General features: G+C 76.2%; 18 protein-coding genes. 14 read left to right on the top strand and 4 right to left on the bottom strand.

What is annotated here, in order from left to right; genetic code table 11:
* The 3 genes from iolB to Sdia_RS00080 are packed head-to-tail and all read left to right on the top strand — an operon-like array spanning position 1 to position 4,246.
* On the top strand, positions 1–849 hold the full coding sequence (iolB, locus tag Sdia_RS00090; RefSeq protein WP_185393741.1) for a 5-deoxy-glucuronate isomerase: 849 nt from the start codon (positions 1–3) through the stop codon (positions 847–849).
* On the top strand, positions 846–2,732 hold the full coding sequence (gene iolD / locus Sdia_RS00085) for a 3D-(3,5/4)-trihydroxycyclohexane-1,2-dione acylhydrolase (decyclizing) (protein WP_115069869.1): 1,887 nt from the start codon (positions 846–848) through the stop codon (positions 2,730–2,732). The genes iolB and iolD overlap by 4 nt, the downstream gene beginning before the upstream one ends.
* Positions 2,733–2,746: 14 nt before the next feature.
* Positions 2,747–4,246: a CoA-acylating methylmalonate-semialdehyde dehydrogenase gene (locus tag Sdia_RS00080; RefSeq protein ID WP_189500421.1), complete on the top strand. Its 1,500-nt coding sequence runs from the start codon at positions 2,747–2,749 to the stop codon at positions 4,244–4,246.
* Between the two features lie 905 nt (positions 4,247–5,151).
* On the opposite strand, the gene Sdia_RS00075 is transcribed toward Sdia_RS00080, so the two are convergent.
* On the bottom strand, positions 5,152–6,087 hold the full coding sequence (locus Sdia_RS00075) for a peptidoglycan-binding domain-containing protein (RefSeq protein ID WP_229831554.1): 936 nt from the start codon (positions 6,085–6,087) through the stop codon (positions 5,152–5,154).
* A 111-nt stretch (positions 6,088–6,198) separates the two neighbouring features.
* Positions 6,199–6,390 carry a hypothetical protein gene (locus Sdia_RS00070; protein WP_100452661.1) on the bottom strand — a complete coding sequence of 64 codons (192 nt, stop codon included), beginning with the start codon at positions 6,388–6,390 and terminating at the stop codon, positions 6,199–6,201.
* A gap of 322 nt (positions 6,391–6,712) precedes the next feature.
* Between Sdia_RS00070 and Sdia_RS00065 the strand changes: the two genes are divergently transcribed.
* The 9 genes from Sdia_RS00065 to Sdia_RS00025 all read left to right on the top strand — a co-directional run bounded on the left by Sdia_RS00065 (position 6,713) and on the right by Sdia_RS00025 (position 15,719).
* Positions 6,713–7,843, top strand: coding sequence for a sensor histidine kinase (locus Sdia_RS00065; RefSeq protein WP_229831553.1), 1,131 nt, complete (start codon positions 6,713–6,715; stop codon positions 7,841–7,843).
* Positions 7,836–8,924: a hypothetical protein gene (locus tag Sdia_RS00060; RefSeq protein WP_229831552.1), complete on the top strand. Its 1,089-nt coding sequence runs from the start codon at positions 7,836–7,838 to the stop codon at positions 8,922–8,924. Before Sdia_RS00065 ends, Sdia_RS00060 begins: the two co-directional genes overlap by 8 nt.
* The gene (locus Sdia_RS00055; protein WP_100452662.1) at positions 8,912–9,559 is read left to right on the top strand and encodes a response regulator; all 648 of its coding nucleotides are present in this window, start codon (positions 8,912–8,914) and stop codon (positions 9,557–9,559) included. The genes Sdia_RS00060 and Sdia_RS00055 overlap by 13 nt, the downstream gene beginning before the upstream one ends.
* Before the next feature lie 64 nt (positions 9,560–9,623).
* A complete protein-coding gene (locus Sdia_RS00050; RefSeq protein ID WP_124287175.1) occupies positions 9,624–9,857 on the top strand; it encodes an SDR family oxidoreductase in 234 nt (77 codons plus the stop codon).
* Positions 9,858–10,267: 410 nt separating this feature from the next.
* Positions 10,268–12,931 carry an alpha/beta fold hydrolase gene (locus tag Sdia_RS00045; RefSeq protein ID WP_100452663.1) on the top strand — a complete coding sequence of 888 codons (2,664 nt, stop codon included), beginning with the start codon at positions 10,268–10,270 and terminating at the stop codon, positions 12,929–12,931.
* Entirely contained in the window at positions 12,928–13,806 is an 879-nt protein-coding gene (locus Sdia_RS00040) for an ABC transporter permease (RefSeq protein ID WP_100452664.1), read from the top strand. Before Sdia_RS00045 ends, Sdia_RS00040 begins: the two co-directional genes overlap by 4 nt.
* A 99-nt stretch (positions 13,807–13,905) precedes the next feature.
* On the top strand, positions 13,906–14,565 hold the full coding sequence (locus Sdia_RS00035; RefSeq protein ID WP_100452665.1) for a GntR family transcriptional regulator: 660 nt from the start codon (positions 13,906–13,908) through the stop codon (positions 14,563–14,565).
* Positions 14,566–14,643: 78 nt separating this feature from the next.
* Positions 14,644–14,985: a PadR family transcriptional regulator gene (locus Sdia_RS00030; protein ID WP_181844151.1), complete on the top strand. Its 342-nt coding sequence runs from the start codon at positions 14,644–14,646 to the stop codon at positions 14,983–14,985.
* Positions 14,982–15,719 (top strand): hypothetical protein, encoded by a 738-nt coding sequence (locus Sdia_RS00025; RefSeq protein ID WP_100452666.1) that lies wholly within the window; start codon positions 14,982–14,984, stop codon positions 15,717–15,719. The genes Sdia_RS00030 and Sdia_RS00025 overlap by 4 nt, the downstream gene beginning before the upstream one ends.
* Before the next feature lie 43 nt (positions 15,720–15,762).
* On the opposite strand, the gene Sdia_RS00020 is transcribed toward Sdia_RS00025, so the two are convergent.
* Entirely contained in the window at positions 15,763–17,481 is a 1,719-nt protein-coding gene (locus Sdia_RS00020) for an FUSC family protein (protein WP_229831551.1), read from the bottom strand.
* A 1,406-nt stretch (positions 17,482–18,887) separates the two neighbouring features.
* Entirely contained in the window at positions 18,888–20,462 is a 1,575-nt protein-coding gene (locus Sdia_RS00015; RefSeq protein WP_241193733.1) for an alpha/beta fold hydrolase, read from the bottom strand.
* A gap of 495 nt (positions 20,463–20,957) precedes the next feature.
* Between Sdia_RS00015 and Sdia_RS00010 the strand changes: the two genes are divergently transcribed.
* Complete coding sequence (locus Sdia_RS00010; protein WP_100452669.1) at positions 20,958–21,962, top strand: helix-turn-helix domain-containing protein; 1,005 nt, start codon at positions 20,958–20,960, stop codon at positions 21,960–21,962.
* Positions 21,959–22,363: helix-turn-helix domain-containing protein (locus Sdia_RS00005; RefSeq protein ID WP_262417641.1), on the top strand; the 405-nt coding region annotated here is incomplete at its 3' end. The genes Sdia_RS00010 and Sdia_RS00005, both read left to right, overlap by 4 nt.

Here is a 22,363-nt window from a genome sequence, read left to right as displayed (position 1 = left end):
ATGCCGCCGGCCGACCCGCACCCGCTGCACCTGCGCCCGGACCCCGGGCCCCGCGCCGGCCCCTACCGCCTCACCGCCGGTCCGGACCAGGGGCTGCGCCACACCGCCCTGCGCGTGCTGGAGCTGGCCCCCGGCGCCGCCCACACCTTCGCGACCGGAGAAGCGGAGTGGATCGTGCTTCCGCTCTCCGGTGGCGGTACCGTCCGGGTGCGGCCTGAGGGCAGTCAACAAGGCGGCGAGGAAGCGGAGTTCACTCTGCGAGGCCGCCCGGACGTGTTCGCCGGGCCCACCGACTTCGCGTACGTCCCCCGGGACGCGCGCGTCGAGATCACCTCCGGCGCCGCCGGCCGGTTCGCTCTGGCAGGAGCGAGGTGCGGGCGCCGACTCCCCGCCCGCCGCGGCCCGGCGCCGGAGGTACCCGTCGAGGAGCGGGGCAGCGGGACGTGCGCGCGGCAGGTGCGCAACTTCGCCGCCGCCGACGCCTTCGCCTGCGACCGCCTGATCGCCGTGGAGGTCGTCACCCCGCCCGGCCACTGGTCCTCGTACCCGCCGCACAAGCACGACGAGCACCGGCCGGGGGAGGAGAGCGAGCTGGAGGAGATCTACTGGTTCGCCCTCGACGGGCCCACCCCCGCCTTCCACCGGGTGGCACCCTCCCGGCCCGGCGGCGCCGACCTGCTCGCCGAGGTCCGCGACGGGGAGGCGGTACTCGTCCCCGACGGCTGGCACGGCCCGTCCGTCGCCCCGCCCGGCCACCCGCTGTACTACCTCAACGTCATGGCGGGCCCCGGACCCGGCCGCGAATGGCGGATCACCTTCCACCCCGACCACGCGGAGGGCTACCGGTGAGGCTGACCACCGCCCAGGCACTCGTCCGTTTCCTCTCCGCGCAGTACAGCGAGCGGGACGGTGCGCGGCAGCGCCTGATCCCCGCCGTCTGGGGCGTCTTCGGCCACGGCAACGTCGCCGGGATCGGGCAGGCCCTCGCCGAGCACACCGCCGAGCGGCCCGGAGGCGCCGGCGCGCTCCGCTTCCACCAGGGCCGCAACGAGCAGGCCATGGTGCACGCCGCGACCGGCTTCGCCCGGCAGCGCCGCCGTCTCGCCACCCACGCCGTCACCACCTCCATCGGGCCGGGTGCCACCAACCTCGTCACCGGCGCCGCCCTCGCGACCGTCAACCGGCTGCCCGTCCTGCTGCTCCCCGGCGACACCTTCGCCACCCGCCCCGCCGACCCCGTCCTCCAGCAACTGGAGGCCCCGTACGCCGGGGACGTCACCGTCAACGACTGCCTGCGGCCCGTCTCCCGCCACTTCGACCGCGTCACCCGGCCCGAGGCGCTGATCCCCGCCGCCCTCACCGCGATGCGCGTCCTCACCGACCCGGCCGCCACCGGCGCCGTCACCCTCGCCCTGCCCCAGGACGTGCAGGCCGAGGCGTACGACTGGCCCGAGGAGTTCTTCGCCGAGCGGACCTGGCACATCCGCCGCCCCGCCCCCGACACCGCCTCCCTTGCCGAGGCCGCCGCGCTGCTGCGCGAAGCCCGCCGCCCCCTCGTCGTCGCGGGCGGCGGCGTGAAGTACGCCGGGGCCGAGGCGGCGCTCGACGCCTTCGCCCGCGCCACCGGCATCCCCGTCGCCGCCACCCAGGCCGGGAAGGGCGCCCTGCCGCACGATCACCCGCAGGACGTCGGAGCGATCGGCCACACCGGCACCGCGACCGCCGACGACCTGGCCCGCACCGCCGACCTGGTCCTCGCCGTCGGCACCCGCCTCACCGACTTCACCACCGCCTCCCACACCCTCTTCGCCGCCGACGGCGTCCGCTTCGCCCACCTCAACCTCGACCCCGCCGACGCCCACAAACTCGCCGCCCACGCCCTCGTCGGCGACGCCCGCGAAGGGCTCACCGCCCTCACCGGCCTCCTTGAGGGGCACCGCCTCCCGGCCGCGCGCCTCGCCGCGTACACCACCGCCAAGGCCGACTGGGAGACGCGCGTCGACGCCGCCTACAGCGCCCCCGACCCGGGCGCCCGACCCACCCAGACCCAACTGCTCGGCGCCCTCGACGCCCTGGTCACGGACGAGGACGTCCTCGTCAACGCCGCCGGCTCGCTCCCCGGCGACCTGCACCGCCTCTGGCGGGCCCGCTCGGCGGACCAGTACCACGTCGAGTACGGCTACTCCTGCATGGGCTACGAGATCCCCGGCGCCCTCGGGGTGCTGCTCGCCGCCCCCGACCGGCCCGTCTGGGCACTGGTCGGGGACGGCACCTACCTGATGAACCCCACCGAACTGGTCACCGCAGTCCAGGAGTCGCTGCCGCTCAAACTGGTCATCATCGACAACCACGGGTACGCCTCCATCGGGGGCCTCTCCCGCGCGGTCGGTGGAGAGGGCTTCGGCACCGCCTACCGGATGCCCGGGCCCGGCGGACTCCTCGACGGGGAGCCGCTGCCGCTCGACCTGGCCGCCAACGCCGCCTCGCTCGGCGTGCGGATGCTGCGCGCCGACACCGTCGCCGAACTGCGCGAGGCCCTCGCCGAGGTGCGCGAGGCCACCGCCCCCACGGGTGTCTACGTGCGGACCGAAACGCCCGACACAGTGTCCAGCCCCACGCCCGCACAGGCGTGGTGGGATGTTCCCGTGGCCCGGACCGCGCACCGCGAGGAGGCGGCCCGCGCCCGGCAGGAGTACGACCGGAACGTCGCAGCCCGGCGCCGTCATCTGTGAAGGAGCGACACCGCATGAAGACCGTCAACCACTGGATCGGCGGCCAGGCCGTCGACGGCGCGTCGGGCGAGTTCGGCCCCGTCACCGACCCCGCCACCGGCGAGGTCACCACCCAGGTCGCGCTCGCCTCCGCCGAGGAGGTGGACGCCGCCGTCGCCGCCGCCAAGGCCGCCCACGCAAGCTGGGGCACCTCCTCGCTGGCCCGGCGCACCACCGTGCTGTTCAAGTTCCGTGCCCTGCTCGACCAGCACCGCGAGGAGATCGCCCGGCTGATCACCGCCGAGCACGGCAAGGTCCACGACGACGCCCTCGGCGAGGTCGCCCGCGGCCTGGAGGTCGTCGACCTGGCCTGCGGCATCACCGTGCAGCTCAAGGGCGAGCTGTCCACCGAGGTCGCCGGCCGGGTGGACGTCGCCTCGATCCGCCAGCCGCTCGGCGTGGTCGCGGGCATCACACCGTTCAACTTCCCGGCCATGGTGCCGATGTGGATGTTCCCCCTCGCCATCGCCTGCGGCAACACCTTCGTCCTCAAGCCCAGCGAGAAGGACCCCTCGGCAGCCCTGAAGCTGGCCGAACTCCTCGGCGAGGCCGGGCTGCCCGACGGCGTGTTCAACGTCGTCAACGGTGACAAGGCGGCCGTCGACCGCCTCCTGGAGCACCCGGGCGTCGCCGCCGTCTCCTTCGTCGGCTCCACCCCGATCGCCCGCCACGTCCACGCCACCGCCTCCGCCCACGGCAAGCGCGTGCAGGCCCTCGGCGGCGCGAAGAACCACATGCTCGTCCTGCCCGACGCCGACCTCGACGCCGCCGCCGACGCCGCGGTCTCCGCCGCGTACGGCTCGGCGGGGGAGCGGTGCATGGCCGTCTCCGCCGTCGTCGCCGTCGGCGCGATCGGCGACGAACTGGTCGCCAAGATCAAGGAGCGGGCCGAGAGGATCACCATCGGCCCCGGCGACGACCCCGCCTCCGAGATGGGCCCGCTCATCACCGCCGCCCACCGCGACAAGGTCGCCGGGTACGTGGCGGGCGCCGCCGCGCAGGGAGCCGAGGTCGTCCTCGACGGCACCGGCTTCACCGTCGAGGGGTACGAGCGGGGCCACTGGATCGGCCTCTCCCTCCTCGACAAGGTCGCCACCGACTCCGACGCCTACCGCGACGAGATCTTCGGCCCGGTCCTGTGCGTCCTGCGCGCCGAGACCTACGAGGAGGGCCTCGCCCTCATCAACGCCTCGCCGTACGGCAACGGCACCGCCGTCTTCACCCGCGACGGCGGCGCCGCCCGCCGCTTCCAGATGGAGGTCGAGGCGGGCATGGTCGGCGTCAACGTCCCGATCCCGGTCCCCGTCGGCTACCACTCCTTCGGCGGCTGGAAGGACTCCCTCTTCGGCGACCACCACATCTACGGCAACGACGGCACGCACTTCTACACCCGCGGCAAGGTCGTCACCACCCGCTGGCCCGACCCGGCCGACGCCCCCGCCGGGGTGGACCTGGGCTTCCCCCGCAACCACTGACCCCGCACCGCCCCCCCCGCACGCCCCGGCGCTCCCCCCAACGAGCGCCGGGGCGCGCTGCGTCCACGCAATGATCAGCTGACTCCCGGCGGCCGGACGAGTCGCCGCCCCGCGCACCACGTTGAGCCGCACCCAGCCTCCTCGCCGTCCTCGACCGAGCCGTCGCCCGCGCCCTGCCCGGCTGGTACCTCATCGCCGGCTGCCGCCACCGGACCGTCGGGAACGTCACCGCGGGCCACCCGCCCGCACAGGGCGCCAAGAACCACGGCCTCGTCCCCCTCCACCCTCCGGCCCCTCCCACGGGGGCCGAGGAGCGCGTCCTCCCCGCCGGCCGCGAGGTGTGCGCCGGTCTCCCGGCCGAGGCCGAGATCCGCGGCCACGCCCGCGTCCACCTCCGCTGCACGCGGGGGTCCGGCGTCCCTGCCCGCCGCGCACCTCCACCGAGGCGGCCGTCGACGCCTTCGCCGCCACCACCTGCTGCCTCGGCCCGCCCCGGCCCCGACGCCCACGGGCGCGTCCCCGCGCCCCACGGCCTCGCCGGCGCCCGCGGCCCCGGCCTCGTCCTGCGTCCCGACCCGCCACCGGCTCCCCGTGAGGTCCACGAGACGAAGGCGGTCCGGTGGCGGGAGGAGTGGCCCGGACCGCCATTGGTGCCCTGGGAGGCGGGCTGACGGCGAGGCGGGCCCGGAGACCGGGCGCGCGCAGGCCGGGTACCGCCGCCCGCGCGCACGCACGGGTTCCCGGCCGTCACCTCCGGACCACCCCGAGCCGCCCCCCGTAGCGGCTCGGGATGATCCTGAGGCGGCGGCCGGGAACCCGTGCCCGCCGCGCCCGCGGCGGTCGCGCGTGCCCCTCCCGGTCCCGACCGGCGGGACGCGGAACCGGGAGGGACGTCCCGTGGAGGGTCAGCCGGCCATGCCCCTCGCCTGTTCGATCAGGGCGCGTGCGGTGCCCTCCGCGGCGTCGTAGCGGTCCGGGTAGGCCGAGATCTGCACGGCCTGGGCGACCTGGCCCGCCGTGTGGTCCGGGTGGGCCGCGGCCGCGTCGACGGCGCGGGTGAAGAACGAGTGGGAGGCGTAGGCCACGTCCATGATCTGCTCCGGAGTGCCCCAGCCCTGCGAGGGCCGCTGCTGGAAGACGCCGAGGGAGTCGCGGTCGCCGCAGTCCAGGTTGTTCATGTTCGACTCGACGACCCCGGCCTCGAATCCGGCCAGCAGGACGCGGTCGTCGACGCCGAGTTCCATGGCCTTGCCGTAGACGGCCTTGAGCACCTCGGGATCGGCGTCACCCGGGACGGTGCAGCCGCCACCCCCGCCGTCCTCGCCGGAGCCGACCAGGTGCTGCCAGGTCTCGGGACCGACGACACCGTCGGCGGTGAGGCCCTGGGCGGACTGGAAGCCGGTGACCGCGGCGGCGGTGCCGGCGCCGAACCGGCCGTCCACGGCCAGCTTGTGGCCGTGCTTGTTCAGGGCCGTCTGGGCGGCGGCCACCGCGTCTCCGGAGTCGCCCTCGCGCACCGTGACGATCAGCCCCGGCCAGGTCTCGTTGCCGACCACACCGTCCGCGCCGTACCCCTTGGACTCCTGGAAGGCGAGCACGGTGTTCCGGGTGGCGGGGCCGAAGTCGCCGTCGACCGAGACGTCGTACCCCTTGTCGCGCAGCAGGTACTGGGCGGTGGTGACGTCGGCCCCGGTGGTGCCCTGGGAGAGGGCCGGCCAGGCCGGTGCGGCGCTGGCCCACGGGGCGTGGGCCACCACGGCCACCAGGGTCGCGCAGACGGCGGCGAAGGCGACCAGGACGCGGAGTACGGGTGGACTGGCGAGCGGTGTCGGGGTTTTCAACGCGGGCTCCCGGTACGGGTGGGGGACGTGGGGGTGAGGACGCCGGGCGGGCCCCGGGCCGGCCTGTGGGGGTTGGCTCCCGTGGCCCGGGGCCACGGCGTCCGGGGAGGTCTACCCGATGCGGCCGCCGGTCGGGAGGCGGTCGGCCGCGGGCAGCGGGGCTCCGTCGTGGGCGGACCGGGCGGTGCCGACGCCCACGCCCGAGGAGCCGTCGCCGGGGACCGGCCGGCCGGGGGCCGCGGCGCCGGCCCGCGGGGTGAGGCCGAAGTCCGTCACCAGGGCGGCGCGGACCGCGGTGACCACGGACCACGCCCGACGAGGGCTCCTTGTCGTCATCAACCCGGCCTTCAGCGTCGAGGAACAGGGGCCCTGAAGCTAACAACCGGAACCGGGGCACACATCGCGCGTTCGACCGACCCGCCGGAGCGGAGAGAAGACGGAAGGAGGCCCAAGGCAGGGGCACCGCACCGTCGTTCGGCTTCGGTATAGTCCGCGGTTCATCGGAATCCGGCCGCGTGGCAGCGGCCGAGACCAGTCCGGGAGGCGGTGAACCGGTGCCTGCGCGGACGCCCCCTGGGGCGGCGGTGAGAACGGGGCGCACCGGCCGGGCCCGCGGGCCCCTGCGGTGACCGGGGCGCGAGCGGCCCACCGGCCCGGCGGGGTCGAGTCCCTGCTCCTGGCCTCCGCGCGCCGGCTGGCCGGCCCCGTACGCGGCCTCGGGACCGTGGTCATCAGCGCCTTCGGCCTGCTGGGGCTCCCTGAGCAGGCCCTGCCCCTGGGATACGCGCTGTTCGGGCTGGTGCTCGCCGGCGCCGCGGTGGACTGCTGGTCGGGGCTCACCGGGCGGGCTCCCGCGCTGTCGCTGGGCTGCGCCGTCGTCCGGGTCGTGGCGGTCTGCGCCTGCCAGGAGTGGACCGGCGGCGGGCGGGGCCTCTGGGCGCTCAACGTCCTGACCACCACGGCGATCACCCTCCAGTGGGAGTGGCCCCCGGCGGTGACCGTCCCCGTCACGGCCGGACTGCTCGCCGTCGACCTCGCCGTGGCCGGCGGTGAGGACATCGGCACGCTGGTGCCCCGGCTGGTCTTCGAATGCCTGCTGGCCCGCCTGGGGTTCGTGCTGCTGCGCCGCTCGGGACGGACCGTCGACGAACAGCACCGCCGCAGGTCGGTGGTGGCGCGGGCCGAGGCGCTCTCCTCGGCCCGGCACCGCCGCGAGCGGGAGTACCTGGCCCTGCTGCACGACACGGCGGCCTCGACCTTCCTCATGGTGGCGGTGGGCGGCAAGGACGCGGACCCGGCCGAGGTCGCCGCGTACGCCCGGCGCGACCTCGCCATCCTCACCGGCGCGGCGGGCGGAGCGACGGCACGGGACAGCCCGGTCGACCTGCCCGCCTCCCTGCGCGGCCTCCTCGACCGTGACCGGCCCGCCGTCGAGTTCCGCGACACCGGCGAGGCGATACCGGTGCCCGCCTCGGTGGCCCTCGCCTTCGTCCGCGCCGTGCACGAGGCGCTGGTGAACGTCGAGCGCCACGCCCGGGTCGACGCCGCCGTGCTCCGCGTGGGCCGCGAAGGGAACGCGGTCGTCGTCCTGGTCGAGGACGACGGTGTGGGATTCGCGCCCGAGGAGGTCGCCGTCACCCGGCGGGGGGTCCGCTGCTCCATCGTCGAACGCGTGGCCGCCGTCGGCGGACACGCCACGGTGGTCTCGCGACCGGGCCGCGGGACCCGCGTACGTCTGGTGTGGCCCGGTGACTGAGGCGGACAGGGCGGGGGAGCACGTGCACGCGACCATGCGCGTCGTCCTGGTCTGCGCCACGACCGTCCTGATGTTCGGCCTGGCCCTGCGCCCGCTGCTCGAACAGGACTACCGCCACCCCGGTCTCGCCGTGCTCGCCTTCGCCGTGCTGGCCGGTGTCACCGGCTGCTGCTCCCGCTGGGTGCTCCGCCGCAGACCGCTGCCGGCCGCGCTCGCCCTCACCGGGACCCTGCTCGTCCTCGCCGCCGCGCTCACCGCCACCCTCGCGGTCGCCCCCGACCGGCGCTTCCAGGCACCGGACTGGGCCTACGGCCTGGTGGGCTGGCACTTCCTCCTGCTGCTGCTGGACCGGGTGCGGGTGCTGGTCACCGTGCTGGCCGTGCACGTGGCGCTGAGCACGGCGCTGTTCCTGCACGCGGGCGTACCCGACCGCGCCGCGCTCGGCACGGCCGGCACGGCCACCTTCAGCGCGGTCACGGTGCAGCTCGCGGTCGTCGTGATCACCAGGGTGCTGTGCCGCGGCAGCCGCGAGGCGGCGGCGGTGGCCGAGGAGCGGGACCGGCTCCGGACCAGGATGCTCGCGGCCGAGCAGTGGCAGAAGGGCCGACGCGACCTGTTCACCGGGCAGTTGGGCGCGGTTCTCCCGCTGCTCGCCGCGCTGGCCGACGGTGTCACCGACCCGCGCGACGAGGAGGCTCAGCGCCAGTGTGCCCTGCGGGCCACGCAGTTGCGGCGGCTGTTCGCGCAGAACGACGAGGTCCCCGACCCGCTGGTGCACGAAGTAGCCGCCTGCGTGGACGTGGCGGAACGACGAGGTGTGGACGTGTCCTTCGCGGTCAGCGGTGCGGCGGTGTCCGTGCCCGTGGCGGTACGTCAGGAGTTGACGGGGCCGCTCGTGAAAGCATTGTCGGCGGCACGGCTGCGTGCCAGGGTGAGTGTGCTGCGCACCGGGAAGGACGTGCGGATCGCCGTGATCACCGACGCCCACACCGTGGTCGCCGCCACGTCCACCGCGTCGGTCGAGGTCGAGTACGGCCAGTACGGGGAGTTCCAGCGCTTGGAGACACGATGGCGGAACTGACGGCGGTCATCGTCGACGACCACCCCGCGGTACGGGCCGGGGTCGCCCACTGGCTGACCGCGGGCGACCCGCCGATCCGGGTCGCCGCTTCCGGGGACAACGCCCGGGCCGCCTGGACCGGCGAGGGCGCCACCGCGGACGTGGTCATCCTCGACCTGCACCTGGGCGGGCCCGCACCGGCCATGGACGAGCTGCGCAGACTGACCGAGGCGGGGCGGCGCGTCGTCGTCTACACGATGCGGGTCGACGGCGACCTCGCCCTCCAGTGCCTGGAGTTGGGCGCGCTGAGCTACCTGACCAAGGACGAGGGCGCCGAACACCTCCTGGAGGCCGCCGCCGCGGCGGCGGAGGGCCGTGCGTACACCCCGCCGTCGCTGGCGGGTGCCCTGGCCGGGGACCGCTCGGCCACCCGCCCGGCCCTCTCGGCCCGCGAGACCGAGGTGCTCATCGAGTGGTTCCAGTCCGAGTCCAAGGCGTTCGTGGGCCGACGCCTCGGCATCTCCCCGCACACCGTCAACACCCACCTCGAACACATCCGCCTCAAGTACGCGATGAGCGGCAGGCAGGCACCCACCAAGGCCGCGCTGCTGGCACGGGCGATCCAGGACGGGCTGGTCGGACTGGACGACCTGTGACGAGGCGGTCGCCGTCGCCGCGGCACCGGCCCTCTTCGCGACGGCATCCGGTAAGGAGCGGCCCATGACCGCCCGCGCCAGGACGGGACCGTCATCGGCATCCGCACCGCCACCGGCGCCGTTTGCCGGTGCCTTCGCGCGTGGGCGGGCGACCGCGACCGCCGCCGGAGCCCGGGTGCCGACCGGCCGCGTCGCCACCACCGGCGAGGTCGTGAGCGCGGCGCTGTGGCCGGCGTCCGCCGGGCCGAGCTATGCCGTCGGCCACGACCTCGTCGTCGACGGTGGCGTCACCGGCTGACGTCCCTCACCCGGACTCCCACCCCGGCACCGCGACCGCCCGCCGTTCACCGCCCCGTGCTCCGCCCGCCCCTGCCCGGGTGCGCCCCCTCCGCCGCACGCCCGAAACGAAGCCCGCGGCTTCGCTCTCGGCGTACGCGGGGCAGGGGTGACGCCCCTCACGTCCGTGGCGGCCGGGGGCGCGCGCCGGCCGGCCGGGCGGCGGCCAACCCGCCCCGCCCGGCGCGGAGTTCGGCCAGCCGCGAGCAGGGCGGTCGTCCGGCGCGGCCGGCGACCCGGGCGGGCTCACAGCTGTGGGTACGGCCTACCACGGATGCGGTACGCCGCACGCGGGTATACGCCTCGCGCAGCACGTCGGGGTCGTGCTGGAGGGGGCGCGGAGCACCCCCCGCGCGCCCGTACCGTGGGTCCATGCGTCTCAACAAGCACGGACCGCCCCGGTGGAGGGCCGCCCTCGCCTCGGCCGGTGTCCTGGCCGCGCTGCTCGCCCCGGCGGGCTCCGCGTCGGCGGCCGACGACAGCGGCGTGAAGCGGCAGGACCAGATCCTGCGGACCGGCGACGGGGTCCGGATCGACACCTCGTACTTCACCGCGGGCGGCGAGGGACGCCGTCCCGCGGTGCTGCTCGCCCACGGCTTCGGCAGCACCAAGGCCGACCTGCGCGACCAGGCCGAGAAGCTGGCCCGGAACGGGTACGCCGTCCTCACCTGGACCGCCCGCGGCTTCGGCGGGTCGACCGGCAGGATCGGGCTCAACGACCCGAAGGGCGAGGTCGCCGACGCCTCGAAGCTCATCGACTGGCTCGCCGAACGCCCCGAGGTCCAGCTCGACGCCGAGGGCGACCCGCGCGTCGGCATGACCGGCGCCTCCTACGGGGGCGCCGTCTCCCTGCTCACCGCCGGCCACGACGACCGGGTCGACGTCATCGCCCCGCTCATCACCTGGTGGGACTTCCCCGAGGCGCTCTTCCCGAACGGCGTCTTCAAGAAGCTGTGGACGGGCATGTTCCTGTCCACCGGCGGCGGGTGCGAGCGGTTCGAGGCCGAGCTGTGCGCGATGTACAACCGCGTCGCCGTCTCCGGCAAGCCCGACGCGAAGGCCGCCGAGCTGCTCGCCACCCGCTCCCCGAAGTCGGTCGCCGACCGCATCAAGGTGCCCGCCCTGTTCGTGCAGGGGCAGCAGGACTCCCTCTTCCCGCTCTCCCACACCGACCAGGCCGCCAAGGCGCTGAAGAAGAACGGCCAGCCCGTCGCCGTCGACTGGATGGCCGGCGGCCACGACGGCGGCAACCCGGAGGCGGCCCGCGTCGAACAGCGCGTCACCGACTGGTTCGACCGCTACCTCAAGCAGGACGAGGACGCCGACCCCGGCCCCGCCTTCCGCGTCACCCGCACCGGCGGCGTCGACTCCACCAACGGCGCGGCCCAACTGCGCGGCGCCACCGGCGGCAGCTACCCCGGCCTCGGCCACGACCCGGTGCGCGTCCCGTTGAGCGGCCGCGAGCAGAAGGTCGACAACCCGGCCGGAGCCGTCCCGCCGGCCATCTCCACCCTGCCCGGCCTCGGCGGCGGCGGACCGGGCGGCGGCGAGAGCGCCGACGACGGCAGCAGCCTCGCCCGGCTCTCCTCGCTCGGCGTCGGCGTCTCCTTCGACTTCCCCGGCCAGCACGCCCGGTTCGACTCCGCGCCGCTCAAGAAGGACCTGCGGATCACCGGCTCCCCGACGGTCCGCGTCAAGGTCGCCGCCGACACCGAGGACGCCGTCCTCTTCGGCAAGGTCTACGACGTCGGCCCCGGCGGCAAGAGCCAGGTGCTCCCCGCCCAGCTGGTCTCCCCGGTCAGGGTCACCGGCGCCGACCAGGGCCGCACCCTCACCCTGAAGCTGCCCGCCGTCGACCACGAGGTCCGTCGCGGCCACTCGCTGCGCGTCGTCCTCTCCGCCACCGACCTCGGCTACGCCTCACCCGCCGAACCGGCCACCTACCGGATCGCCGCCGAGGGCGACCTGCACGTGCCCACGGCCCCCGCCGTCCGCACCGCCGCGACGCCGCTGCCCGCCTGGGTCTGGGCGCTGCCGCTCGGCGCGGCCGTCCTCGCCGCCGGGCTGCTCCTGCTCGGCCGCCGCCGCACCAGCGCGCCCCCGGCCGACCCCGAACTGGCGGCGGTACCGCTGAGGATCACCGGCCTCAGCAAGAAGTACGCCGGTTCCACCGACCGGTACGCCGTCCAGGACCTCTCCTTCGGCGTCGAGCGCGGCCAGGTGCTCGGTCTGCTCGGCCCCAACGGCGCGGGCAAGACCACCACCCTGCGCATGCTGATGGGGCTCATCCGGCCCGACGAGGGCGAGATCCGCGTCTTCGGCCAGGCCGTCCGGCCCGGCGCGCCCGTCCTCTCCCGGGTCGGCGCCTTCGTCGAGGGCGCCGGGTTCCTGCCGCATCTCAGCGGCCGCGCCAACCTCGACCTGTACTGGCAGGCCACCGGCCGCCCCGCCGAGGACGCCCACATCGAGCAGGCCCTGGAGATCGCCGGGCTCGGCGGCGCCCTGGAACGCGCGGTCCGCACCTACTCGCAGGGTATGCGGCAGCGGCTCGCCATCGCCCAGGCCATGCTGGGCCTGCCCGACCTGCTGATCCTGGACGAGCCCACCAACGGGCTCGACCCGCCGCAGATCCGCGAGATGCGCGAGGTGATGATCCGGTACGCCTCGGCCGGGCGCACCGTCATCGTCTCCAGCCACCTGCTCGCCGAGGTCGAGCAGACCTGCACCCACCTGGTCGTCATGGACCAGGGGCGGCTGGTGCAGGCCGGGCCGGTCGCGGAGATCGCCGGCAGCGGCGACACCCTGCACGTCGGGCTGGCAGCGCCCGTGGACGCGCCGCTGGCCGACAAGGTCGCGGCGCTGGACGGCATCGCCGCCGTCGACCCGACCGAGAACGGCCTGCTGGTCCGGCTCGACGGCCTCGGCGCCGACCAGCTCGTCGTCGAACTCGTCCGCCTCGGCGTGCCGGTGAGCTCGGTCATGCCGCACCGCCGCCTGGAGGACGCCTTCCTCACCCTGATCGGAGGTACCGGATGAGCACCCCCGGCACCCTCACCGGCCCCGCCCGCACCGACCCGACCGCCCCGGGCTACCGGCCCGGCCGGACCCTGCCGCTGCGGGTCGAGGCGGTCCGTCAGCTTCGCCGGCGCCGTACCCAGGTGATGGCGGCGGTGCTGGCCCTGCTGCCGGTCGTCATGGTGGCCGCCTTCGCCATCGGCGGCGAGCCCGAGCGGCGCGGCCGGGTCAACCTCATGGACACCGCCACCGCCTCCGGGCTCAACTTCGCGGCGGTCTGCCTCTTCGTCTCCGCCGGGTTCCTGCTGGTCGTCCCGGTCGCCCTGTTCTGCGGCGACACGGTGGCGAGCGAGGCGGGCTGGTCCTCGCTGCGGTACCTGCTGGCGGCGCCCGTGCCGCGGGCCCGCCTGCTGTGGAGCAAACTCGTCGTCGCGCTGGCCTTCAGCGCCGCCGCGATGGTGCTGCTGCCCCTGGTCGGCCTGCTCGTCGGCATCCTCGCCTACGGCTGGGGGCCGCTCCAGATCCCCACCGGCGGCGCCCTCCCGGCGGGTGAGGCCCTCGGCCGCCTCGCCGTGGTGGTGGCGTTCGTGTACGTGTCGCAGCTCGTCACCGCCGGTCTGGCGTTCTGGCTCTCGACCCGCACCGACGCCCCGCTCGGCGCGGTCGGCGGCGCGGTCGGCCTGACCATCGTCGGCAACGTCCTGGACGCCGTGACCGCCCTCGGCGACTGGCGCGCCTTCCTGCCCGCCCACTGGCAGTTCGCCTGGGTCGACGCGCTCCAGCCGGAGATCGCCTGGTCCGGGATGCTCCAGGGCGCCTCGGTCTCCGTCAGCTACGCCCTGGTCCTCTTCGCGCTGGCCTTCCGGGGCTTCGCGGGCAAGGACATCGTGTCCTGACCCCCGGACCGCCAGGCGCCGGCCGCCCCTCCCCCGGAGATACCGGGGACGGGGGCGGCCGGCGCCCTCCCCCCGCGGTGCCGACCGGATAATGGCCGCATGGGACACGCGACACCGACCGCCGAGCGCGCCTACGAGCACGTGAAGGACCTCATCCTCGACGGCACCTACGGCAGCGGTGAACTCCTCACCGAAGGACAGGTCGCCACCGAGCTGGGCGTGTCCCGCACTCCGGTCCGCGAGGCGTTCCTGAGGCTGCGCTCCGACGGCTTCCTGGAGCTGTACCCCAAGCGGGGCGCCCTCGTCGTCCCCGTCTCCGTCGGCGAGGGGCGCGACATCATGCAGGCCCGCCTGCTCCTGGAGAGCTTCGCCCTCGACACCCTCGCCGCGCGCGGCCACGAGGCGCTGCGCCGCGTCGGTGCCGACCTGGCCGCCCGCTGCGGGCCCGCCGCCACCCCGCGCGAGGCCCGCGACGCCGGGCGCGCCTACCACGCGGCGCTGGTCGCCGCCGCGGGCAACCGCACCGTGACCGGCCTCTTCGCCACCCTCTGGCACCAGCACCAGCGGTTCACCGCCGCCGCACTCGCCGGCCGCCAGGAGGTCGCCGAGGACACCGCCGAACACCTGGCACTGGCCCGTGCCCTCCAGGACGGCGACGCGCCGGCCGCCAAGGAACTCCTGCACCGGCACATCGGCTCCATCCTGCGCCGCGCCGGGGTGGACGGTACGGAACTGGACCTCCCGGACCGGGTCGGCTGACCCCGCCCCTCGGAGCGGGGCGAATTCCCCATGGCTATCTAGGTTGCGTTCCTACCTAGCTCGTGGTCCTATCTCCCCATGGTGACGGACAGGAGGGCCAGCTGGCTCAGAGGCGTGCTCGATCTGCTGGTGCTGTCCTGCCTGACGGACGGCGAGAGCTACGGCTACGAGATCGCCAAGCGCCTCGACGAGGCCGGCCTCGGCCAGATCAAGGGCGGCACGCTCTACCCCGTACTCAACCGGCTGGAGGAGGCCGGTCTCGTACGGGCGGAGTTCCGGGCCGCCGAGCGCGGCCCGGGGCGGCGCTACTACCGGTTGACCCCGGAAGGCCGCCGGGGCCTCAAGGAGCAGGGCGCGGCGTGGCGGGCGTTCCACCGCGCCGTCGAGGACGCGCTGGTCCGGGGGGAGAAGGACGTATGAGCAGGGAGAGGACCGCGTACTTCGAGGAGCTGTCCGCGCTGCTGCGCGAGCGGGACATGCCGCCGGCCCGCGTCGACGCCCTCGTGCGGGAGCTGGCCGCGTACGCGGTGGAGGCCCGCAGCCCGCTGGTGGAGGAGTTCGGCCCGGCCGGGGAACTGGCCGACCGCCTGACCGACCGGCAGAGCGCGGACGCCGCGGACGGACCGGAAGCCGGGGCGGAGACCTGGGTGTGGACCGCCGACGCGCTCCAGGAGGTGCGACTGCTGGAACGGTTCGGTGGCCAGGGGTGGGAGGTGGAACGCCTCGACCGCCTCGGCCGCTTCGTCTGCCGCCGCGACCGGCAGCACCCCCTGCGATGGGCCTACCGCCGCGAGGCGGCCGGGCCGCGCGAGCGTGAGCGGCTCACCGGCCGGCTCGCCACCGAGGGCTGGGAGCCCTGCGGCGTCTGGGGTCCCTTCGCGTACTTCAAGCGGCCCGAGGCCGCCGTCACCGGCCCCGCGGCCCGGTTGTCCCGGCCTCCCGCGCCTCCCCGGCGGCGGGTCTACTTCGCTCCGCGGCTCTGCGTGACGCTCGTGGCGAGCGTGCTCGTGGCCGTGGTCATGGTCCGGCTCGGGGCCTCGGGTACCGGTTCGACGGACGGCGAGACCCTGGCGGGAGCCCTCGTCGGCCTGGCCGCCGGCGGCCTCCTCGGTGCCCGGGTGTGGAAGTCGGCCTCGCGCAAGCACTCCGGGTAGCCCTTGCGCGGCTCCGGCCCCGGCTCCGGCTCCGGCTCCCGGCTCAGCGCCGCCCGCCGGCCACCACGTAGGCCGTGACCGCGTCGCACCCCTCCTCGGCGCGGGCCACCCGGCGCTCCAGCACCGGGAAGCGCTCGGGATCCCGGTGCGGTTCGGCGCCGGCGGTCTCCAGCGCCTGGCGGGCCTCGGCGAGCCGGCGGTAGGCGGTACGGCGCAGCTCGTGCCGCTCGTCGGGGGAGGCGGCCGGGGCCCGCCGGTCGTAGCGGCGCCAGGCGCGGTCGGCGGCGGCGACGCGCAGTTCGGCCCGCACCCGCCACGAGTCGGGGCGGGTCAGGAAGTGCGCGGTGAGGACCAGGGCCGCGGCGATCACCGTCTCCAGGACCCGGGAGGGCAGGAGCTGCCGGTCGTCGCCGAGGAAGTCGATGAAGACGAAGACGATCACGGTCAGGCCGAAGGTGGAGAGCGCGTAGTGGTAGCGCACGCCCGCCGCCATCACCGCGCCGAAGGCCGCCGCCACCAGCGTCTGCGCCCACTGGTCGGTCACCAGCCACGCCACCAGCGCCACCATGCCGACCCCGGCCACCGTGCCGAGGCAGCGGTTGAGGGCCCGACCGAAGACCGGCCCGAGGTCCGGCTTGTACAGGAAGGCCACGGTCATCGGCAGCCAGTAGCCGCGCGGCCCGTGCAGAAGCTGCGCCACGACGACCGCGGCCAGCGTGCACCCGCCCAGCAGCAGGGCGAACCGCAGCCGGTCGGCGAGCCGCGGACCGTCGTAGGCGGGCGGGTCGGGCAGCAGCGTCAGCGAGCGGCCCGGCGCCCGGTACACCTCGGCCAGCGCCCGCAGCCCCGGCGTGTCGGCGGCGAACGGCGGCTCCGGCTCCGGGCCGTGCCCGGTCGCGCCGTCCGGCGCCGGGCGACCGGCGCGTACCGGCGGGACCACCCGGGCGGCCAGCAGCGAGGGCACCCGGAGCACCGCGGGCGGCAGCGGGCGGCCCTCCACCATGAGCGCGGTGACCGCCTCGACCAGGTGGACGGCGGCCCGGAACGCCGCGATCAGCCCGCCGACGGGCGTCTCCCGCTCGGCGTGCTTGCGGGAGCTGTGCACGGCGAGCAGGTCCTGCGCCGTGTTGAGCGCCAGTGTCATACGGGCCCGCGCCTCGGTCGCGCCCGGAGTGCCGGCCCGCGACAGGGCCCGCTCGGCCGCGTCGAAGACGGCGATGACCGCCTCCCGCTCGGGGCTGTGGCGCCGCCAGAGCCAGGGCAGGCAGGTCAGCGCCAGCGCGAACAGGGCGCCGCCCAGCAGTTCCAGCGGCCCCGCCCACCAGGGGCCGGGGACGGGGATGCCGGTGCCGACGGTCGCCCCCAGCAGCAGGTGCATCCCCGCCACCGAGGCGAGCGGCCCTCCGACGCTCACCCACCCCGACACCAGCCCCGCCACCGCCAGCAGCGCCGCGATCCCCACCGTGTCGCCGTACCGCAGGGCCGTCGCCCCGGCCAGCAGCCCGACCGCGGCCGACCCGCCGAGCGCCGCGATCCGCAGCGCCCGCGCCTTGTAGGGGGCGGCACTGTCCTGGCCGACCGCCCACAGTCCGCCGAGCCCGACGACGACCCCGGCCACGGGCTGGCCGAGCAGCAGCCCCACCATGAGCGGCAGCGAGACGGCCAGCGCCCCGCGCACCGCGGCGGCCCGCGGGAACGGCGCCCGCGCGGCGCGCAACGACCGCCCGAGCCACCCGGGCACGACGCGGCGCAGCGTGCTCACACGCACTCCCGCAGATCCCGGCCCACCGGGCTCGCGCATCCACGTCCTTCCGCTCACCACTTGCTCGACACCCCTCCTCCGGCCTGCTCGGCACCGACTCGACCGCCTCCGCGCGGGGTGGCCCGTCCCCCGGGCTCACTCACCGGGGAGGGCACGCGGCCACGGGGCCGGACAGGACCCGGGCGGCGCTGGAGGCATCCCCCGGGCGGCGGCGACCGGAGGGCGTTGCATACAAGGATAGATGCAACAGGTGCCGAGCGCGTTGCCCTCAGGTTTCAGTTCCCTGAACAGCTCCCGCCCGGCCCGGCGGCCCCCGCCGTCGACCCCGCCCGGCGACTCAGCCGTCCCCGGACCCCGCCCCGGCAGGAGTCCCGGCGCAGACGCCGCCCCGTACGGACCACCAGCGGCTGCCCCGACGCGGGGTGCCGACGCGGGGCCCCGTCGGCACCCCGAGGCGGCACGGCATAGGCGGCGACCACCGGTTCGGGCCGGGCCAGGGCGGTGCCCAAGGCCGCTCCGCCACCGCCTCCCGCGCCCCCGTCGCGCAGCCGTACCAGGCAGCGGCCGGCGTCCGGTGCCGCGCTCACCATGCTCGATGACGGCAGTCGCCGGAACGCCTCCGGGGTCCACTCGTCCCTCCGGACCGCTCGCCCGGCCCTCGTAGCCCGGCAAGGCGCCGCTCGCAGCTCTCGGCCGGGGCGGCGGCCCCGTCCGGTCGGCGAGAGCCGCGAGCAGTTCCAGCACCTGAGGGACCTTGGCCGGCGGCCGCTCCTCCTCGGCCTGCTCGACGGCGTCGGTGGCGAGGGCGAGGGCGAGGGCGAGGGCGAGGGCGAGGGCGAGGGCGAGGGCCTGTCCCGTCTCCCCGGCGTCCGCGTGCACCCGGGCCGGTCACCAGCTTCAGCCGGGACCGTCGTCACGTCACCCGTGTCGCCCGCGTCGCCCGTCGCGCTCGCCCGTTGCCCGGCCCGTCGCCCGTCGCCCGTCGCCCGTCGCCCGTCGCCCGTCGTCCGTCACCCGTCTCCGGGCCAGCCGCGGCCCCGTCCTGGAGCCGCTTCGCCTCGTCGTGGTCGCCGCAGGCCCGCCGGCGTCCGCCAGATGGTGGCTCCGCACGACGACGCCGTGCTGGTCCCCGCAGCCGGTGCCGGCGGCCTCGACCGAGGAGGCGAACAGGGCACACGCGCCGGCCGCGTGGCCCGGCCGGGCCTCCGGCGCCGGCGCGTCGATGCGCCCCGCCTGCACCAGCGGGCGGACCACGGTCCCGCCCGGCGCCGTGCCGCTCACCGGCGGCACCCCTGCCCGCGTCGTCCCCGCCCACCACAGAACCCCTCCGCGCGGTCGGCTCCCCGAGCCCCACCCAGGTCTCCGCCTCCGCGCACGGAGTGAGTGGCCGCGAGGCCGCCCCGGCGTCAGGGCTCGCACACCGCCTCCCGTGCCGGCGTCTCCTCCGGCCTGGTGAAGAACGCCGTGACCCGGCCCGCACAGGCCCCGCCCGTCACGGTGGCGTGCTCGCCGTCGGCCACCACAAGCAGGGAGCCTCCGGTGCGGGCCCGCATCGCCCGCGCCCACGGCAGCGGTGTCACCACCTCGTCCCGGTGGGCCACCAGCAGCAGAGGGCCGCCGGCGCGGCCGGGCTCGACCGGTGGCCGGTCCGGCGCGGGCAGGCCCGCGCAGGTGCTGGTGCCCGGCACCTGACCACTGCCGGGGAACATCGGACGGGACCCTCCCAGCACCGGGTAGGTGGTCCGCCGTTCACCGTAGGCCGCCCACTGCTCCGCGAACGACCCCGCATGGGTCACCTGCGAGCAGAGCAGCGCGGTCCCGGCGAACGGCGCCACCAGCGGCGGCGCCGCGACCCGCGCCTTCCCGTCCCCGCCCCCGTCCGGCGCCCGTCCCCGGGCCAGCGCCGCCAGCGCGGCCGCCGCCCCCGCCCGGTCGGCCGGCTCGGCGTCCAGATACTGCTCGGTCTCCGCCGACCCGTACGTTCCCGAGGGCGTCCGCAGCGGACGCTCCGTCAGCCGGTCGCGCAGGGCGAGCAGCCTGGTGCGTACCGCCTCGGCGTCCGTGCCGAGCCGGTAGCGGGCGGAGCGGTCCGCGAGCCACGCCGCGAACCGTTCGAACCGCTGCTCCCGCGCCCGCGTCACCCCGTCCAGCAGTCCCCGCAGATCCGGGTCGGGCGCCACCACCGACTCCAGCAGCATCCGGCCGGACCGGCCCGGGAACAGCGTGCGGTACGTGACGCCGAGGCTCGTCCCCCACGACACCCCGTAGTAGTGCAGCCGGGGCGCGCCCAGCGCCGCACGCAGCGCCTCCAGGTCGCGGGCGGCGTCGGCGGTGGTCAGGGAGGCGACCCAGGCCGGGTCGGCCTCCGCGCACGCGGCGTGGGCGCGCGCCAGCCGATCCCAGTGGGCGCGGGCGGACCGGCGCGAGGGGGCGGCGGACGGCGGACCGGCGTCCAGGGACTCGGCGGCCGGACAGACCGCGGGACGCGAGCGGCCGGTGCCGCGCACGTCCAGGCCCACCAGGTCGTACCGGTCCAGCAGCCCACGGGCGCCGCCGCCCGCCACGCCCACCGGCATCAGCCGCCCGGAGACCCCGGGACCGCCCGGGTTGAGCGCCAGCGGTTCGGCCCGGCCGCCGCCGGTGGACGGCAGCACCGCCACCGCGAGCCCGAACCGCCGTCCCTCCGGCGCCGACCAGTCCACCGGCACTGTCAGCGTGCCGCACCGCAGCCGCCCCGCGTGCCGGGCGTACGCCGGACGGTGCTCCGCCGCGCCCCACACCTGCGCCTCGGCCTCGCTCGGCTCGGGGCAGGTGCCCCACACCAACGCGCCGGCCCGTTCCCCGGCACCGGTCCCCACCGCCACCGGCTGCCCGCCGCCGCCCGCGCACCCGCCCGCCAGCACCCCGCCGAGCAGCACCGCGGCCAGGCCCCGCACCGCCCGGGACCGTCCGCCGCCCACCACACCTCCAGCCGTCGACACCCGGACCGCCCCGACGATAGGCAACGCACCCCGACCGGCCCCGCGACGCGCCCCACGGCAGGGCCGACCGGGTGCCGCCCGGCCGGGCCACGCAGGGGCGGTGGACAGCACAGTGAGGGAGCGGCTGACAGTTCGTACGATGTCCGGGGCGGTCCGGGGCCGACGGCCACGCGGCATCCGGAGGCTCACCGGTACGGGGCGGGGTGCGCGGAGAGGCGTGCAGCGCCTTCCCGGCCGGACCCCCGTGCCGGCCCGGAAGGCGCTGGTGACGCCGTCCTCGCGGCCGCCCGGACCGCCGGTCCGGAGGGACCGGGGAGCGCGGGGTGGCGCTGAGTGACGGGCCCCAGCTTGGCGAGGGGCGGCCGATCGCCGCCACCTGGCCGGGCGACTTGGCGGTATTCTGGGTCGTCCCAGGCTCTGACCAGGGAGTTTTCCCGCCCAGGAGAGCATGCTGGGGGCCACCGGAGCCGGGGCGAGTGGGGGAGGACACACAGCATGGCGCCGTGGAAGACGCTTCCGGAACACCTCGATCCACAGGCCAGGCGGCTGGTGGACAGGCTGAGGAGGCTCAAGGACGCCACCGGGCTCAGTTTCACGGCCCTGGCCACGAGGACGAGTTACAGCCGTTCCTCGTGGGAGCGGTACCTGAACGGCCGTAAGCTCCCGCCGTCCGACGCCGTCGCCGAACTCGCCGCCCTCGCGGGCGCCGACCCGGACCGCATGCTCGCCCTGCACACCCTCGCCGCCCAGACCTGGACGGCACCTCCGCCGAGGGCGACCGCTCCGGCCAAGGCCGCTGGGCCGGCGGAGGCGGGCACCGTTGCGGCCGGTCGGGCCGACGTGCCCGCGGAGCCGGTCCCGGGGAAGCGCGCGCCGGCAGGGTCCGCGTCCGCGTCCGTAACCGCATCCGGGAACGTTGCCGGCCCCGAGGTGGCTCCCGAGGCCGAAGCCGCCGGGCCCGGCGAGCCGGGCGCCCCGGGCGTACCGGAGGAGCCCGCCGGCCAGGGGCGCGGCGACACCGTGGTCATCGGCGGCTCAGCCGCTCCCGCGAAGTCCGCCCCGCGACGGCCCGCCCGCCGCGGCCTGCTGGTCGCCGGCACCGCCCTGGTCGTCGTGGCCGGCGCGCTGGCCGTCGTCTTCGGCCTCGTCCTGCCCGGGACGGGCGCCGCCGAGGCCGACGAGGAGCAGCACCGCCGGGTGGCCGCCGAGGAGTTCACCTTCGAGCCGGGCCGCACCCACCCGTGCGACATCCACCGCTTCGAGGGCCGCCTGTACGCGGGGCACAGCGACACCACCGAGGCCCTGCTCCAGCAGATCTCCACCACCTGGGACGTGGTCGAGGCGCAGTGCCTGCTGGAACACCGCGGGTACCGCATCGGCAGCGTCGACGGGGCCTACGGGGCGGCCACCGAACGGGCCGTCAAACGCCTTCAGGACAAGGAAGGGCTGGTCGTCGACGGGATCATGGGCCCGCACACCTGGGAGGTGCTGCGACGGTGACCGGCGAGCCGTCCCTGGAATGCGCCCACCTCGCCCGCGAGCTGGCCGCCCTGCGCGCCGCCACCGGACTGAGTCTGGCCGGGCTCGCCGCCCGCACCACCGCCAGCAAGTCGTCCTGGCAGCGCTATCTCGGCGGCGTCCTCATCCCGCCGCCGGAACTGGTCGGCGAACTCTGTGCCCTCGCCGGTGAACCGCCCGCGCGACTGCTGGCCCTGCGGGAACTGGCCGAGCTGTCCCGACGCCACCCCCGCCCGGCCCCGGAACCACCCGCCCCGACCCGAGCCGCCACCCCGGCCGCCCCCGAGATCCCCGGGCCGAGGCGACAAGCGGCGCCCGGCACGGGAAACGACGCATCCGCAGAGGCCGCCTCCGACACCGCGCTCCGGCCGACGCGCCTTATC

This window comes from Streptomyces diastaticus subsp. diastaticus (assembly GCF_011170125.1).
Lineage (GTDB): Bacteria > Actinomycetota > Actinomycetes > Streptomycetales > Streptomycetaceae > Streptomyces > Streptomyces diastaticus.
The sequence above is the reverse complement of the archived record's forward strand: the minus strand, read 5'-3'. Positions and strand labels throughout refer to the sequence as shown.